Here is a 16,500-nt window from a genome sequence, read left to right on the forward strand (position 1 = left end):
TGCGGCGTAGCATCCATGCGTTCGCATTCTCGGGACAACGGCGACCCGGCACCTCCCCCGATCCAGAAGGCACCACCCCATGACGCTCGTCACCGACCTCACCTCCCGCAAGGCCGACACCGCCGCTCCCCTCATCGACCCGCTCGCCGACCGCTGGAGCCCGCGCGCCTTCGACCCCGATGCGGTCGTCGAGACCGAGACGCTGCGCACCATCCTCGAGGCAGCCCGTTGGGCGCCGTCGGCGAACAACTCGCAGCCGTGGCGCTTCATCGTCGCCCGTCGCGGCACCGAGGCGTTCGCGACCCTGCACGACAAGATGGCGGGCTTCAACCAGGAGTGGGCCGACTCGGCCGCCGTGCTCGTCGTCAACATCGCCGAGACGGTCGACGCCGAGGGTCGCGACCGCCCGTGGGCGCGCTACGACCTCGGTCAGGCCGTCGCGCACCTCACCGTGCAGGCGCAGCACGAGGGCCTGCACACCCATCAGATGGGCGGCTTCGACGCGGCGGCGATCCACGATGCGTTCGGCCTGCCCGAGAGCCAGGAGGTCGTCTCGATCACCACGATCGGGGCGCTCGGCGACGTCGACCGCCTGCCCGAGGTGCTGCGCGAGCGCGAGGTCGCGCCGCGTCAGCGCAAGACGCTCGGCGAGTTCGTCACCGTCGGCGAGTAACCCCGCCCGCTCGTGCCCCGCCGCGCGGCCGTCGGGAGGAGTTCGCACGATACGGAGGAGCCGACCGCGGATTCGCTCCTCCCGATCCGCCGAACTCCTCCCGACTGCCGCCCACGACCGGACAGCCTCGCCCGGCGGTCCGCCGTCGCCTGACGCTCAGGCCTGCACGCGGACCGTCGTCGACGGATCGCGCCGCGCGTTGTCCGGCTCGCGCGAGAGCGCCTTCTTGATGCGCCACGCGGCGAACACCGCGAGCGCGCTCACCGCGAGGTGCATGCCGAGGAAGACGTCGGTCAGGCCCGCGCCGAGCAGCACTCCCGCGACGAGCGGGCCGGCCGCCGAGAACGCGGTCTGCAGCGCGGCGATCGTGCCGAGCGTCTGCCCGACCATTCCCTTCGGCGCGAGCTGAGCCGTGAGCGGGTTCAGCACGGGGCTGTAGATCGTCTCGCCGACGGCGAAGATGCCGTAGGTCGTGACGAACAGCGCCGTGGCGATGCCCGGCGAGAACTGCGCCGCCGAGAGGATGAGCCAGGACGCCACCCAGATCGAGCCGACCGCCATCAGCAGCGCAGGGGCGCTGCGCTTCGCGGTGAGCTTCACGACGATGACCTGCAGCGCCACGATCACGATGCAGTTGATCGCGGCGGCGAGGCCGATCGCCGAGGGGTCGACGTCGAGCACGGTGATGCCGTAGGCGGGCAGCCCCGACTCGAACTGGGCGTAGAAGCCGAGCGCGAGCGCGATCGTCACGACGGCCGTCCACCGCATGGCGGGCTGGGCGAAGATCACCCGCAGGGCGCCCTTCGAGCGGGCGGCACCGTCGGCGTGCCCGTCGCCGTCGAGGTCGACGGAGGCGATCGCTCCGGTGGCCGCGTCGATCGCGCCGATCGAGCCGGTCGCGGTCGAAAGGGGGTCGGATGTCTCGGCAGCACTCGCACGCGCGCCGCCCGCGAGCCGGTCGGCGAACGGCAGCCGCCCGGCGAGCGCGATGATCGCCGACGACAGCACGAAGCCGCCCGCGGCCATCATGAACGCGATGTCGAGGCCGTCGGCCCGGTCGAGGTCGACGACGAGCCCCGCGAGGAACGCACCCGCCGCCATGCCGAGCGCCTCGCCCGTGAACTTGTACGCGAACACCTTGCGGCGGTCGTCGCTCGACGACCAGGTGAGGGCGAGCACCTGCTTCGCGGGCACGGCGGCCGAGAGCCCGAGCCCGAAGACGAGCACGCCGGCGAGGAAGAGCCCCGGCGCGTCGGCGAGCACGAGCGAGGCGACGCCCGCCGCGCCGAGCAGCTGGGCGACGACGGCCACGCGCACGGGGTCGAAGCGGTCGGCGAGCCGACCGGCGAGCGGCGCCGCGACGAGGGCGCCGATCGAGAACAGCGACGAGGCGCCCGCGGCGACGAGGGCACCCCAGTCGCGGGTGTCGGCCGCGTAGGCGTACTGGTAGGGCAGCACCGCCCCCCAACCGAGCGAACCGATGGCACTGGCCAGAATGAGCAGGCGTGCGCGCATGATGGTGTCCTCCTCCCGAGGTCTCGACGAGCAGAGGGATGCCTCGCGGCCGGCGTCGGCCCGAGGCATCCCTCACCCTTCGAATACGAAGTCTTCGATATCGAAATATTAGCAACCGAAAGATGCATGCGAGAATTCCCGTATGGCCAGAAGCACCCCGAGCGCCCAGGAGCTCCATCGGCGCGCCGTCGCGACCTACGTCAAGGCGGGCGGCGAAGAGTCGGTGCAGCGGGTCATCACCGCCGTGCAGGGCCTCACGAAGAAGCTCGACCAGTGGTACGCGCACCAACTCGTCGACCTCGACGTGACCGCCGGCGAATGGGCCGTCGTCACCTCGCTCGCGAAGGCCGGCGACGCGCTGACGCCGAGCCAGCTCGCCGAGCTCACGAACGTCGCACCCTCCTCGATGACGCACCGCCTCGACAAGCTCGCCGAACGCGGGCTCGTCGAGCGCACGCCCGACGCCGAGAACCGCACCCGCATCTACGTGAGCCTCACCGACGCCGGGTGGCAGCTGTTCAGCGTGGCGATCCGCGGCTCCGACGTCGTCGAGTCCGACGTGCTGCAAGACCTGAGCGACGACGAGCGAGGTGAGCTCGCGCGCCTGCTCGAGGTCGTCATCGCCCGGCTCGACGACATCGACGCGTAGTCGCCCGGGCGGGATCGGCCCGGCGCGTTCCGAGACCCGCTACCAGGAGCGCACGCGCTCGACCGTCACCCGCACGGGCACGCAGTACTCGGCGATGAAGCGCTCGGGCGTGTAGTCGATGCGCTCGATCGCGCTCGCGTACTTCTCGGCGTACTCGGCCCATTCGGGCGCCTCGCCGACCTCGCCGATGCGCGCGGAACCGGTGAACACCGCGACGTCGTCGCCCCCGGCGTCGGTGTTGAAGTGCAGCGCGGTGCGCGGGTTGCGCGCGAGGTTCGCGAGCTTCGGGGTGTCGCGCTGCGACAGCAGCATCAGCTCACCGTCGTTCCACACGAACCACACCGGCGTCGGCATGGGCGTGCCGTGCCGGTTCACCGTCGTGAGCCAGACGGTCTCCTCGGTCGCGAGTCGTTCGATGACGCGCTCGCTCAGCTGCAGTTCAGTCGACATGGATGCATCCTCCCGCATCTTCGGCGCACGCAGGCGTCACTCCGGAGAGATGACGAGCTGCACCGCGCCTCCGCCGTCGGCGGGTGCCGTCTCGATCGACAGGATGCGCGCCTCGGGATCCCAGTCGGCGACCTCGCCCCCCTCGACGACGGCGCCGTCGGGGAAGCCGTCGGCGGGCAGGTACACCTCGGTCGGCGCCGTGGCCGCCGAATCGGGCACGAACTCGATCACGAGCCGGGTCGGCTCCGAGTCCCAGCCGTGCAGCTCGCCCGCGACCGCCCGCGGGTACGGCCGGTCGAGCTCGTCGACGAGGTTGCGCCGGGTGCCCGGGGTGCCGTCGTCCTCGTACGGCCCCCAACTGCCCGGGTCGCGCGACCAGTACGTCACGCCGATCCCCGAGGCATCCGTGGTCGTGTAGACGAGGTCGACGTAGTCGAGGGCGCCGGGCAGGGTGGTGTCGAGCCCGAACTCGCCGAGGATGACGGGCACGTCGCCGAGCGCCTCGGCCGTGCGCAGGGTGTTCGAGCGCCAGGCCGCGACCGTCCCCTCGACGAGATCGCGGGAGGTGCCGCTGAAGCCCTCGCCGAGGTCCATCGGCAGCGGATACAGGTGGGGGCAGAACGCGATCCGGGCGTCGCCCTCGCGCGGGTCGTCGACGAACCCGAGGCCGGACGGCAGGCCCCAGTTGAAGCCGAGCGCCTGCGGTTCGAGGCACGCCCAGCTGTCCTGGTCGACCTCGCGGATCGCGTTCACGCTGCGCTGGTAGAGCTCGGTGAGCGGCCCGGCCTCGAATGCGGGGCCCTGCAGCGTGCCGCCGTAGGGCTCGTTCATGAGGTCGTAGGCGACGACGGCGTCGACATCGGCGAATCGCTCGGCGACGGCGCGCCAGGCGCCGGCGTAGTGGTCCATCAGCTCGGGATGCTCGCCGGTCGTGTTCCAGAAGTTGTCGAAGGCGCGGATGACGCCGGGCTCGAGGTAGTAGAGCTCCCACTGGTCGTGATCGGCAACGGGGAATCCGTCGAGGTACGTCGCCCAGACCGGGGCGCCGTTGCCGTCCATGCCGCCCGGGGTGATTCCGGAGCCCCAGAGATCCTGGTGCATGTCGAGCATCACGCGGTAGCCGCGCTCGTCGTACCACTCGACGCGTTCGGCGACGTCGTCGAGGTACTGCTCGTCGTAGACGCCCGGCTCGGGCTCGACCTTGCGCCACGAGATGAGGAACCGCACGAAGTCGGTGCCCATGTCGGCGTGCTCGGCGTCGAGGTCGGCCTCGGTGAAGTCGGGCATGCCGTCGGGCACGCTCTTCGAGCTCGACGCCGTGTTGAAGCCGTGGGCGACGATGGCACGGTTCGCCTCGTCGGTCATCATGCCCTCCGCCCGCGCCGGCCCGGGCGTACGCAGGGCCGCGGCGATGCCGCCGACCGCGATCATGCCGACCAGGGCGGCGGCGAGCGCCCCGCGTGCACCGAATCTCACGTCGTCCTCCTCGACCCGTGCGAAACCGCCCCTTGACGGACGTGAGGGTGAGGCTATCATCGATCGCATGCCAACTAGGACAGTTGACCCACATCGGCTCGGCCCCGTCTCGTGGACCGTGCTGATCGCGCTCGCGGCGAGCTCGATCGTCATCGGCATCCAGCCGATCATCGGCACCGCGACGACCTGGGTTCCACTGCTCGCGGTGCCCGCGGCCGCGGGGCTGCCGTTCCTGATCCCCCCGCTGCGGGCGGTTCCCCTCGGCGAGACGAGCTGGGCGTTCTGGGCGGCCGACCTCACCGGCGCCGCGGTGATGCTCGTCACCGCGTTCGTGCTGCTTCGGGCCGCCGATCGCCGGAGGCCGCACCCGGGCGCGGCTCGTGCGTTCGGCCGCAGCGTCGGCGTCGCGACCCTCTCGGTCGTTGCGGGCAACGTCGTGCGCGGGGTGTTCAGCTCGTTCGCCGTGCATGCCGACCTCGGCACCTATCTGGGGTCGCTCGTCGCCAACGTGCTCGTCTCGGCGCTCGTGGGGGCGCTCGTCGGGCTCGTGATCGGTGCGGTCGCGGCGATCGTCGCGGCGGTCGGGCGCCGCGCGGGGCACGATGAGGCGCACGGACGATCAACGGATGCCGCAGCCGGCGAACCGGTCAGGGGCGCAGCAGCACCTTGATCGCCCGACGCTCGTCCATCGCCGCGTACGCCTCGGCGGCCTCGGCGAGCGGAAGCTCGAGGTCGAACACGAGCCCCGGCTCGATCGCGCCCGAGAGCACCTCGGGCAGGAGCTCGTCGATGTAGCCGCGAACGGAGGCGACCCCGCCGTTCACGCCGACGTTGCGGTTGAAGAGCGAGCGCACCGGCAGTTCGGGCTCTGCGTACGGCGCCCCGACGTAGCCGACCATGCCGCCGGGGCGGGCCGAGCGGATCGCCTGGTCCATCGACTCCTTGGTGCCGACGCACTCGAGCACCCGGTCGGCGCCGATGCCGCCGGTCAGCTCGCGCACCCGCTCGATGCCCTCGGCGCCGCGTTCGGCGACGACCTCGGTCGCCCCGAACCGGCGGGCGAGCGCCTGGCGCTCGGGGTGACGGCTCATCGCGATGATCGTGGCGGCCCCGAGCCGCTTCGCCGCGATGATCGCGCAGAGCCCGACCGCGCCGTCGCCCACGACGGCGACCGTGTCGCCCGGGCCGACCCCGGCCGAGACGGCGGCGTGGTGCCCGGTGCCCATGACATCGGAGAGCGTGAGGAGCCCCGGGATCAGCTCGTCGCGCACCGGCCCCGGCACCACGGCGAGGGTGCCGTCGGCGAGCGGCACGCGCACGCGCTCGCCCTGGCCGCCGTCGGCGAGGGCGCCCGAGCGGTCGGGCTCGCCCCACCATCCGCCGTGCAGGCACGAGGTCGAGACGCCGTTGCGGCAGTTCACGCAGGTGTTGTCGCACACGTAGAACGGCGCGATCACGAAGTCGCCGACCTGCACCGAGACGACCTCGTCGCCGACGGCCTCGACGACGCCGATGAACTCGTGGCCGATGCGATGCGGTTCGTGCGTCGGCGTGACGCCGCGGTACGGCCACAGGTCGGAGCCGCAGACGCACGCCGCGACGACCTTCACGACGGCGTCGTCGCCCGTCGTGATGACGGGGTCGGGCACGGTCTCGACGCGGATGTCACGGGCGGCGTGGATCACGGTGGCGAGCATGACTCCGAGCCTATTCCCGTCACCCGGGTCGCATGCGAGCCGCACGCGCGATGTCGGCGGCACGCGCGATGTCGGCGGCGTGCGCCAAGATATCCCAGTGACCGGCATGAAGACGTTCTGGGCCGCCCTGCCGACCGAAGGGCGATGGTTGCTGTCGACCGTCGCCATCCAGACGCTCGGGCGCGGCCTCACGCTGCCGTTCACGATCATCTACCTGCACGAGGTGCGCGGCATCGAGCTCGGGCTGTCGGGCGCGCTCATGAGCTTGATCGCGGTCACCGGCCTCGTGGTCACCGGTCCCGGCGGCACGCTCATCGATCGCTTCGGCGCCAAGGTCGTGCTGCTCGTCGGCCTCGCCGCGATGATCGTGGGCTGCACCCTGCTCGCCTACGCGACGACCCCCGGCGTCGCCGCCGTCGCGCTCGTGCTCATCGGCATCAACTTCGGCGTCTCCTGGCCCGGCTTCAACGCGCTCATCGCCTCGATCGTCGAGGGCGAACTGCGCCAGCAGTACTTCGGCATCAACTTCGCGCTGGTCAACCTCGGCATCGGGGTCGGCGGCATCGTCGGCGGCTTCTTCATCGACGTCGACGACCCCGGCACCTTCACGACGATCTTCCTGGTCGACGCGGCGACGAGCCTCATTCCCATGGCCCTCCTCCTCGGCCCGCTGCGTCACGTGCGCACCCACGGCGAGCACGACGCCGACGCGCCGCCCGTCGGCGGCTACCGCGAGATCCTGCGCCAGCCGGTGGTGCTGTGGCTGACGCTGCTGACCTTCATCTCGGTGTTCATCGGCTACGGCCAGATGGAGGCGGGATTCCCGGCCTTCGCCCGTCAGGTCGCCGAAGTCTCGACGCAGGTCATCGGCTTCGCGTTCGCCGTCAACACGGCCGTCATCGTGCTGTTGCAGTTCACCGTGCTGAAGCTGATCAGCGGGCACCGCCGCACCCGGGTCATGCAGGTCATGGCCCTCGTGTGGGCGGGGTCGTGGCTGCTGCTCGGCGGCGCGGGCCTGCTGCCCGACACCCTCGCGGCCGCGATCGGCGTGCTCGCCTTCATGGGGGTCTTCGCGTTCGGCGAGACGATGCTGCAGCCGACGGTGCCGGCGGTCTACAACGACCTCGCCTCCGACCGCAATCGCGGCCGCTACAACGCGATCAACTCGGCGGCCTTCCAAGGCGGCGCGATCGCCGGCCCCGTCGCCGCCGGCGTGCTGCTCGAGCACGGCCTCGACGCCTGGTACATCGCCGTGATGGTGCTCGGCTGCGCCGGCATCATCCTGCTCGCCGTCGCGCTCGAACGCCGTATCCCGGCCGACGCGAACGGCGTGCCCGAGGCGTCGACCGAGCGGGCCGCCGATCCGAGCTCGTCACCGACCGCACCCACCGCAGACTGAGCGCCGATGGCGCCGCGCGCTACGACGACCTCGGCAACGGCGGCACGAGCGTGCGGAGCGCCCACCCGAAGAGCAGGAACAGCACTCCCGCACCGCCCGCGAACAGCGCGATGCCGAACGAGATCACCGAGGTGAACAGCGAGGCCCGCAGGAACGACGCGTTCATCACGACCGGGCGCAGCGGGTCGTCCTGGTCGAGCTCCGAGTAGGTCTTCCCGTCGGCCATCTCGCGGGCGTGCATGTCGATCACCCCGGCCTGCACGTACGCATCGATCGGGCCGTCGACGACCTTGCCCGCGAAGATCGGGGCGTCGTCGGGGATCACGATGTTCTCGGCCCGCAGCTGCGACGACACGGCGACCCAAGCGACGATCGCCACGACGATCAGCAGGATCCCGCCGACGATGCCGGCGAGCCCGATCAGCCGCACCACGTTGACCTGTGTGCGGCTGAGCACCGCACCACCCGTCTCGAACTCCTCGGCCACGTCTCCCCCTTCGAACCGCGTTCGAGGCAAGGCTAGCGATTCGGGCGGCGTCGCCGACAGGGGCCACGCGGCATCCGCTCGATGAACGGATGCCGCGTGGCTCCCGACGGTTCGCAGACGAGTCAGCCGCTCGTCGTCGCCAGCGAGGCGAGCACCCCCTTCGCCTGCCTGATGTCCTGCGGCGTCGAGGCGGGGTTCGTGCGCACGGTCTCGACCTCGAGCATCGCGTCGCCCCAGGTCGTCGCCGCTCCGTGCACCGTGACCGGCGTCGCGAGGCCGACCGAGCCGTTCGCGAAGTTCAGCCACGCCGCGAGCAGGAACTGGTCGAACTGCTCGGCCGCGTCGTTCTTCGGCGGCGTGTGGAAGACCTCAACGGCGTCGCCGCGATCGAGTGAGGTGTTGAAGACCGTGCTGAAGAAGACGGCGATCTCGAGGTAGCACTCGAGCTCGGCGGTCGTGAAGTCGTTGCCGTTCTTCACCCGCATCTGGTTCAGCCACCAGCCGTGCTGCTTCGACTTCTCGCCGTCGCCGACGACCACGATCGAAGCAGCGTCGGCGGCCGAACCGCCGTCGTCGTCGGTCACCTCGGTGACGAGGTCGTAGAGGCAGGCCTCGGCGTAGACGTGGTCGGCCGAGAGGTCGACGTCGCGCGGCTGTACGGTGGGCGACTTCGGCGGGTCGAGTACCGGCGGGTTCACGAGCGAGGTCTCGTCGCTCGTGGTGCCGTCGTCCCAATCCCAGACCACGGTGAGGTCGTCGCTGCCGGGGTCGGTCGCGGTGACCGGGATGGTCACGCTGCCGCCGGCATCGAGCACGAAGGCCTCGACCCCGTCGTAACTCTGCGTGCCCGTGGTGTCGATCGTGATCGACGGGTCGATGTTCGCGACGTCCACGACGACCGTCTCGCACACGGTGATGTCGTCGTCGGAGCCGCAGACCTCGACGTCGAACAGCCCGTTGTCGCCGTAGTCGAAGCTCGTCTCGAACTCGAGCGTGGCGTCGGGTCGCACGTTCTCCTCGGTGCCCGAGAGCGGCTGCGCGCCCGAGCCGTCGTCGAAGTCGATCGTCGCCGAGAGGTCGTCGAGCCAACCGGGGTCGCTGATGACGCCGGTGATCGTCGCGGTGCGGGTGGCCTCGTCGAGCGGCGCGACCGGCTCGATCGTCACCGTCGGCGCGACGTTGTCGACGTCGACCTCCGCGGTGTCGGTCGCCGTGTTGCCGTAGAGGTCGGTGACGCGCAGTCCGATCGTGAACGAGCCGTCCTGTCCCACTCGGTCGAACGACGGGCTCACGCCGAACGCATCGTCGTACTGGCCGTCGCCGTCGAAGTCCCACTCCCATGCCGAGATCGCTCCGGCGCTCGGATCGCTGCCCGCGCTCGAGCCGGCGGCGGTCACCGGGGCATCCGTGCCCTCGATGGTCGCGTAGGGACCGCCCGCGTCGGCCGTCGGTGCACAGGCGGCGGGCAGGGTGTCGTCGTCCGCCTGGGCGGCGTGCCCGTCGGTGCCGGCCGCGACCGCGCCCTCGCCGAGTCCGCGCTGCGCGAACGCCGACCAGATGGCGCACACGTTGTCGCCGCCGTTGGTCGCGATGTCGGCCGCGAGCAGGCCGTTGCGGGCGTCGACGAAGGTGGGCTTGGCGGCGCCCGCCGTGTTCTTCATGCCGTCGATGACGAGCTGCTCGGTCACGGGCACCCCGAGGAAGGCGCGCACGGCGTAGACCATGGTCGCCCAGATCGTGCCGTTGCCGTGCGGCGAGGTGTTCGGCCCGGGCACGTACGGGTTGTAGTCCGAGTAGACGAGCGGCGAGGTGTCGTAGGCGACGTTGCGCACCCCGGTCGTCGCGTCGCCGGTGACGTACTCGCCGACCACGGCGTCGTTCCACTTCAGGTACGAGACCACGTCGCTCCAGCCCTCGCCGAGGGCGCCGGTCTGGTCGTCGCCGTAGTCGAAGTCGCCATCGCCGACGAGCCGCGTCGAGATGCCGTGACCGTACTCGTGCGCGATGACGTCGCCGTCGAGCGAGCCGTCGCGGAACGGCAGCGACCACATGTACATCTGCATGCGCGGGCTGTCACCGTCGTCGGGCGTCCCGAAGAAGGCGTTGTTCATGCAGCGGATGTCGTTCGGCGGCATCGCGTTGTCCTGGCACCCGAAGTCCCAGCCGTCCTGCGCCTCGGCGAGCACGGGGTCGCCGTCATCGCCGCCGTTGCCGAAGTTGTCGACCTGGAAGTTGCGCCACTCCTCGGTGAAGCCGAGGTCGTAGCTGTAGTCGTGCATCACGTTCGTGTAGTAGAAGAGCTGCGTGATGATCGCGTCGAGGTCGGCGTCGAGGCTCGCCTGGCTCGAGTCGGAGTTGACCGCCCAGGCATCGGTGAACGGGTAGTCGAACACCTGGTAGCCGGGGTCGCCCGACGCCGGGGTGTTCGGCTGGTACTCGTCGTTCGCGTTGCTGTTGTCGAGGTCGCGGTACGCGTTGACGTTGTTGCCGCTCGTGGTCGTGTCGTCGACCCATGTGCCGTTGATGCCCGAGAACGGGTGCAGTTCGCGCGAGGCGCCGGCCGCCTCGGGGTGCTCCTCGTCGAAGACGTCGCCCTCCGGCCCGACCTCGGCGTAGCGGCTCGACTCGGCGAGCACCTCGCCGGTGGCGCCGTCGACGACCGACTCGACCCAGACCTCGCCCGACATCTCCACGTCGGTGACCCACGCGAGCCGCAGGCTGCGACCTTCGTCGTCCATGTACCAGCGCTGCTCGGCCTTCAGCGGCGTCGGGTCGACGAGCCCCTCGACGGCGATCGAGTTGGGCACCTCGACGGCGTCGCGTTCGGTCGTCTGCGCGGCGTCCGGCAGGTCGCCGGCGACGACGTCGGTGCCGGATGCCACGACCGCGGCCTCGGCGATCGCCTCCGCCGCGGTGATATCGGGCGCGGCGGGCGTCGTCGGTGCGACGTCGGCGGTGGTGCCACCGAGATGCACGAGCCGGCCTTCGGCGTCGATGCTCGCGGTGATGACCGCCTGATGCACCGGGATCCCGTCGACGGCCTGCCGCAGCTGCACGTAGCTGACACCGTTCGCGTCGGCGATGACGTCGTCGACGGTGAGCGACTCGAGCCCGGCACCGTCGAGCCCGAAGGCATCGCGATGTTCGGCGAGGTAGCCGAGTGCGATGTCCTCGGCTGCGGCGTCCGACGGCTCGGTGAGCGGGCCGGTCGGGTTCAGCACCGAGCGCACGTCGCCGGCGGCGTCGTACGCCACGAGCGCGGTGCCGAACTCCTCGGTGGGATCGGGCGGCGCCTCGGCGCCGGGTGCCGCGAACGCGGCGACGGGCTGGGTGCTGACGAGCGCGGCTGCGGCGAGCGCGGCAACCACGGCAGATGAACGGGTCACGACGACCTCCGGAGGGACGCCGGGGATCCACGGGACGATCCCCCCGGTCGCCCCGCGGCACGGCCCTCGGTCGAGCCGGCCGTCACGTTACTCGCGGGGGACATCCGACCGCGTGGATCGGGGGACGCTTGGCGCCCGACTCCCCCGGACTGGGGGCAACCGATCCCCCCACGACGACGACGGGGCATCCGCCGCACTGCGATCGGATGCCCCGGAGCCCGCCTCAGTCGTCGAGCAGCTCGGCGTCGACGATCTCGTCGTCGAATCCCGCGGAGGCGGCCTCGCCGGCCGCCTCGCCGCGGGCCACCGTGAGCGACTCCCCGTCGCCCGAGAGCCCGACCACGACCGTGTCGCCGTCGCGCACGCTGCCGTCGAGGAGAGCCCGGGCGAGCCGGTCGTCGATCTCGCGCTGCATCAGCCTGCGCAACGGCCGCGCCCCGTACAGCGGGTCGTAGCCGCGCTCGGCGAGCCAGGCCCGTGCGTCGGGCGTGACCCCGAGTTCGAGCCGGCGCTCGTGGAGCCGGCCGCCCAGCCGATCGATGTAGAGGTTCACGATCTCGGCGAGGTCCTCTTCGCTGAGCGCCGAGAAGACAACGAGGTCGTCGAGGCGGTTCACGAACTCGGGCTTGAACGACTGCCTGACCGTCTGCATGACGGCCTGCTCCTTCTCGCTCCAGCTGAGCGAGGGGTCGATGAGGTAGTGCGAGCCGAGGTTCGAGGTGAGGATCAGGATCGTGTTGCGGAAGTCGACGGTTCGCCCCTGCCCGTCGGTGAGCCGGCCGTCGTCGAGCACCTGGAGCAGCACGTCGAACACCTCGGGGTGCGCCTTCTCGACCTCGTCGAAGAGGATCACCGAGTACGGACGCCGGCGCACGGCCTCGGTGAGCTGGCCGCCCTGGTCGTAGCCGACGTAGCCCGGAGGGGCGCCGACCAGCCGCGAGACCGAGTGCTTCTCGCCGTACTCCGACATGTCGATGCGCACCATGGCGCGCTCGTCGTCGAAGAGGAACTCGGCGAGCGCCTTCGCGAGTTCGGTCTTGCCGACGCCGGTCGGCCCGAGGAACAGGAACGAGCCGGTCGGTCGGTTCGGGTCGTTGATGCCCGCCCGCGAGCGGCGCACCGCGTCGGCGACGGCCGTGACGGCCCGCTTCTGGCCGATGAGGCGCTTGCCGAGCTCCTGCTCGAGGTGCAGCAGCTTCTCGGTCTCGCCCTGCATGAGCCGCCCGACGGGGATCCCCGTCCACGCGGCGATCACGGCGGCGATGTCCTCGTCGGTGACCTGCTCGTTGACCATGCGCCCTTCACCGGTTGCTGAGCCTGTCGAAGCATCGGCCTGCTCGGCGGCGACGAGGTCGCGTTGCAGTTGCGCGATGGTCTCGTACTCGAGCTTGGACGCCTTCGCGTAGTCGGCCTCGCGCATGGCGCGGTCGCGTTCGGTCGCGGCCTCGTCGAGCCGCTTCTTCAGCTCGCCGACGCGGTTCAACGACATCCGCTCGCGCGACCAGCGCTCCTCGAGCACGGCGAGCTCGCGCTCCTGCTCGAGGAGTGTCTCGCGCAGCTTCGCGAGCCGCTCCTTCGAGGCGTCGTCCTTCTCCTTCTTGAGGGCGAGCTCCTCGAGCTTCATGCGGTCGACCTGGCGCTTGAGCTGGTCGATCTCGACGGGCGACGAGTCGATCTCCATCTTGAGGCGCGACATGGCCTCGTCGATGAGGTCGATCGCCTTGTCGGGCAGCTGCCGGGCGGTGATGTACCGGTTCGACAGGGATGCCGCGGCGACGAGCGCAGCGTCGGAGATCGTGACGCCGTGGTGGGCCTCGTAGCGACCCTTGAGCCCGCGGAGGATGGCGACCGTGTCTTCGACGCTCGGCTCGCCGACGTACACCTGCTGGAAGCGTCGCTCGAGCGCGGCGTCCTTCTCGATGTATTCGCGGTACTCGTCGAGGGTGGTGGCACCGATGAGGTGCAGCTCACCGCGGGCGAGCATCGGCTTCAGCATGTTGGATGCCGCGACCGACCCTTCACCGCCGCCGGCACCCATGAGCAGGTGCAGCTCGTCGACGAAGGTGATGATGCCGCCCTCGGCCTCGTTGATCTCCTTCAGCACGGCCTTCAGCCGCTCTTCGAACTGGCCGCGGTACATCGCCCCCGCGACGAGCGCGGAGATGTCGAGCGAGACGAGTTGCTTGTGCTTCAGCGACTCGGCGACGTCGCCCGCGACGATGCGCTGCGCGAGGCCCTCGACGACGGCGGTCTTGCCGACGCCGGGTTCGCCGATGAGCACCGGGTTGTTCTTCGTGCGACGGGTCAGCACCTGGCTCACGCGCCGGATCTCGGCGTCGCGGCCGATCACCGGGTCGAGCTTGCCGGCCTTCGCGAGGTCGGTCAGGTTGACGCCGAACTGTTCGAGCGCCGACTTCTGCTCCTCCTGCGAGCTCGGCGCGCCCTGCATGTTTGCCACTCACTGCTCCCTTCGTTCAAAACTTGAGTCTACTCAACTCAACTTTACGAAGGGGGTCGATATTCCGACTTCCTGCCGGAATCTCCCCCGCGTTCACGCTACCCCGAGCGGGTTGAGGAGGGAACGAAGCGACCGTCTCGAAACCCGCGTACACCGCGGCATCCATGCGTAGGAATAGACGTGCCCTGCACGGCGTTCCGGTTTCACGTGGAACGCTTCGGAACGCTCTCATTCGGACACTACGGCCCCCTCGGCGGCGGGCGCGAGCTCTCGGCGGCCGACTCGATGCTCCAGGCGATCGAGCTCGCCCAGGGCATGGACGAGCTCGGCGTCAACGGCGTCTACTTCCGCGTGCACCACTTCGCGCGCCAGCAGGCCTCGCCGATGCCGCTGCTTTCGGCGATCGCCGCCCGCACCGAGCGCATCGAGATGGGCACCGGCGTCGTCGACATGCGCTACGAGAACCCGCTGCACCTCGCCGAGGACGCCGCGGCGGTCGATCTCATCTCTGGCGGACGGCTCGCCCTCGGCGTGAGCCGGGGATCACCCGAGTCGGTCGTGCGCGGCTACGAGGCCTTCGGCTACACCGGGTCGACCGATCCGCGCGGCGCCGACCTCGCGCGCGAGCACTTCGCGCGGTTCCTCGAGGCGATCGAGGGCAAGGGCATGGCCGAGCTGGATTCCTCGTCGCCGTTCGGCGGCCGCGGCATGCAGCGCATCGAGCCGTATTCGCCGGGCCTGCGCTCACGCATCTGGTGGGGCGCCGGAAACCGCGATTCGGCCGAATGGGCCGGGCGCGCGGGCGTCAATCTCATGTCGTCGACGCTGCTCACCGAAGACCGGGGGCTGCCGTTCGACGAGTTGCAGGCCGAGCAGGTCCGGGCGTTCCGCGACGCCTGGCGCGAGGCGGGGCATCCCGGCGAACCGCGCACCTCGGTGAGCCGCTCGATCTTCCCGATCACGACCGCCGAGGACGAGCTCTACTTCGGCGGCCGGCAGGACGGCGACGGGGTCGGCATGATCGACGGCCTGCGTTCGACGTTCGGCAAGACGTACGCGGGCACGCCCGACAAGCTCGTCGAGCAGCTGCTGCGCGATGCCGCGATCCGCGAGGCCGACACGCTCATGCTGACCATCCCGAGCCAGCTCGGCGTCGAGTTCAACCTGCGGCTCGTCGCCGCGTTCGCCGAGCACGTCGCGCCGAGCCTCGGCTGGCGGCCGACGACCGCCCCGCCGGTCGAGTAGGGAACGAAGCGACCGTATCGAGACCCGCCGGCAGCGCTCAGGCCGGCTCCACGTCGACCGCGACCACCGTCGTGCGCACGACCCCCGACGGCATCGGGATCTCGTAGCGCACGGGCATGCCGGGGTGGTCGAGGGCGAACCAGAACCGCGAGACGTTCGAGTGATCGGGCCCGTGCTCGACCTCGTAGCGCAGGCACTCGACGCGACCGATCGGCAGTTCGAGCGCCTCGGAGCCGCGCGTCGTGTGCTCGGCCGGGAACGCGGCGTGCTCCTGCAGCTCGAGCCACGTCACGCGCTCGCTCGTCACCGGCCCGTCGACGGCGCCGTCGCCGTCGAGGCGCCATTGCGACAGTGTGGCGCCATCGTCGTCGAGCTCGGTGAAGCGGTTCACTCGCTCGAAGCGTTCGCCGCCCGGCAGCTCGACGAGAAGCCTGATCGTCTTGCCCGCGCCCGCCGCAGCGCGGATCTCCTCGGCCGTGAACGGCGTCGGCAGCAGGCCCGGGCCGAGCACGTGCGGATCGAATTCCCCCGGGGCGTCCCGCGGGAGCCCCGCCTCCGAAGCGTCATCGCTCATGGCGCCAGCTTAGGCTGGTGCTGACCGTGCGACGAGAGGAGTCACATGCCACTGGAAGGCGAATACGCCCCGAGCACCGCCGCTTGGGCACGCACGCAGGCCGAGGCGTTCGAGGCATCCGACGGCGAGAAGTCGAACACGCTGCGCGGCCGCCCGATCATCGTGCTCACGACCCGCGGCGCGAAGAGCGGCAAGCTCCGCAAGACCGCGCTCATGCGGGTCGAGCACGACGGCGAGTACGCGGTCGTCGCCTCGAAGGGCGGCTCGGCCGAGCAGCCGAAGTGGTACTGGAACCTCAAGGCGCACCCCGCGGTCGAGCTCCAGGACGGCGCGGAGAAGCACGATTACGTCGCCCGCGAGGCGACCGGCGACGAGCGCGAGCTCTGGTGGGCGCGCGCCAACGAGACCTGGCCCGACTACGCGAGCTACCAGACGAAGACCGAACGGCAGATCCCGGTCTTCGTGCTCACCCGCGTCGTGCTTTGACCCCG

The 16,500-nt window shown here is 70.7% G+C and carries 14 protein-coding genes; 6 read left to right on the forward strand and 8 right to left on the reverse strand.

Annotation, left to right across the window (positions count from 1 at the left end):
- Positions 1–79: 79 nt before the first annotated feature.
- Positions 80–673 (forward strand): nitroreductase family protein, encoded by a 594-nt coding sequence (locus H516_RS0106690; protein WP_022888950.1) that lies wholly within the window; start codon positions 80–82, stop codon positions 671–673.
- 156 nt (positions 674–829) lie between these two features.
- On the opposite strand, the gene H516_RS21250 is transcribed toward H516_RS0106690, so the two are convergent.
- Positions 830–2,257 carry an MFS transporter gene (locus tag H516_RS21250; RefSeq protein WP_022888951.1) on the reverse strand — a complete coding sequence of 476 codons (1,428 nt, stop codon included), beginning with the start codon at positions 2,255–2,257 and terminating at the stop codon, positions 830–832.
- 73 nt (positions 2,258–2,330) lie between these two features.
- Here H516_RS21250 and H516_RS0106700 point away from each other — a divergent pair, with 73 nt between their 5' ends.
- Positions 2,331–2,837: a MarR family winged helix-turn-helix transcriptional regulator gene (locus tag H516_RS0106700; protein ID WP_022888952.1), complete on the forward strand. Its 507-nt coding sequence runs from the start codon at positions 2,331–2,333 to the stop codon at positions 2,835–2,837.
- 39 nt (positions 2,838–2,876) lie between these two features.
- On the opposite strand, the gene H516_RS0106705 is transcribed toward H516_RS0106700, so the two are convergent.
- Both H516_RS0106705 and H516_RS0106710 read right to left on the reverse strand, forming a co-directional pair.
- Positions 2,877–3,287, reverse strand: coding sequence for a TIGR03667 family PPOX class F420-dependent oxidoreductase (locus H516_RS0106705; RefSeq protein WP_022888953.1), 411 nt, complete (start codon positions 3,285–3,287; stop codon positions 2,877–2,879).
- Between the two features lie 36 nt (positions 3,288–3,323).
- Positions 3,324–4,763, reverse strand: coding sequence for a cellulase family glycosylhydrolase (locus tag H516_RS0106710; RefSeq protein ID WP_022888954.1), 1,440 nt, complete (start codon positions 4,761–4,763; stop codon positions 3,324–3,326).
- 67 nt (positions 4,764–4,830) lie between these two features.
- On the opposite strand from H516_RS0106710, the gene H516_RS18810 reads away from it, so the two are divergent.
- Positions 4,831–5,433, forward strand: a complete 603-nt coding sequence (locus tag H516_RS18810; RefSeq protein WP_157432168.1) for a hypothetical protein — start codon at positions 4,831–4,833, stop codon at positions 5,431–5,433.
- On the opposite strand, the gene H516_RS0106720 is transcribed toward H516_RS18810, so the two are convergent.
- Positions 5,411–6,460: a zinc-dependent alcohol dehydrogenase family protein gene (locus tag H516_RS0106720; protein WP_022888956.1), complete on the reverse strand. Its 1,050-nt coding sequence runs from the start codon at positions 6,458–6,460 to the stop codon at positions 5,411–5,413. The two genes, H516_RS18810 and H516_RS0106720, sit on opposite strands and share 23 nt — an antisense overlap.
- Before the next feature lie 106 nt (positions 6,461–6,566).
- Between H516_RS0106720 and H516_RS18815 the strand changes: the two genes are divergently transcribed.
- Positions 6,567–7,859, forward strand: coding sequence for an MFS transporter (locus tag H516_RS18815; RefSeq protein ID WP_033196939.1), 1,293 nt, complete (start codon positions 6,567–6,569; stop codon positions 7,857–7,859).
- A gap of 19 nt (positions 7,860–7,878) precedes the next feature.
- On the opposite strand, the gene H516_RS0106730 is transcribed toward H516_RS18815, so the two are convergent.
- The 3 genes from H516_RS0106730 to H516_RS18820 form a co-directional block, all read right to left on the reverse strand.
- Entirely contained in the window at positions 7,879–8,346 is a 468-nt protein-coding gene (locus H516_RS0106730) for a hypothetical protein (protein WP_022888958.1), read from the reverse strand.
- A gap of 122 nt (positions 8,347–8,468) precedes the next feature.
- A complete protein-coding gene (locus tag H516_RS0106735; protein ID WP_157432169.1) occupies positions 8,469–11,732 on the reverse strand; it encodes a M36 family metallopeptidase in 3,264 nt (1,087 codons plus the stop codon).
- A 223-nt stretch (positions 11,733–11,955) separates the two neighbouring features.
- A complete protein-coding gene (locus tag H516_RS18820; RefSeq protein ID WP_022888960.1) occupies positions 11,956–14,181 on the reverse strand; it encodes an ATP-dependent Clp protease ATP-binding subunit in 2,226 nt (741 codons plus the stop codon).
- A 216-nt stretch (positions 14,182–14,397) separates the two neighbouring features.
- On the opposite strand from H516_RS18820, the gene H516_RS0106745 reads away from it, so the two are divergent.
- Positions 14,398–15,435: an LLM class flavin-dependent oxidoreductase gene (locus H516_RS0106745; RefSeq protein ID WP_022888961.1), complete on the forward strand. Its 1,038-nt coding sequence runs from the start codon at positions 14,398–14,400 to the stop codon at positions 15,433–15,435.
- 37 nt (positions 15,436–15,472) lie between these two features.
- On the opposite strand, the gene H516_RS0106750 is transcribed toward H516_RS0106745, so the two are convergent.
- Positions 15,473–16,009 (reverse strand): hypothetical protein, encoded by a 537-nt coding sequence (locus H516_RS0106750; RefSeq protein WP_022888962.1) that lies wholly within the window; start codon positions 16,007–16,009, stop codon positions 15,473–15,475.
- A gap of 45 nt (positions 16,010–16,054) precedes the next feature.
- On the opposite strand from H516_RS0106750, the gene H516_RS0106755 reads away from it, so the two are divergent.
- Positions 16,055–16,495, forward strand: coding sequence for a nitroreductase family deazaflavin-dependent oxidoreductase (locus tag H516_RS0106755; RefSeq protein ID WP_022888963.1), 441 nt, complete (start codon positions 16,055–16,057; stop codon positions 16,493–16,495).
- Positions 16,496–16,500: the final 5 nt, after the last annotated feature.

The sequence above is a fragment of the Agromyces italicus DSM 16388 genome, assembly GCF_000421545.1.
GTDB classification, from domain to species: Bacteria; Actinomycetota; Actinomycetes; order Actinomycetales; family Microbacteriaceae; genus Agromyces; species Agromyces italicus.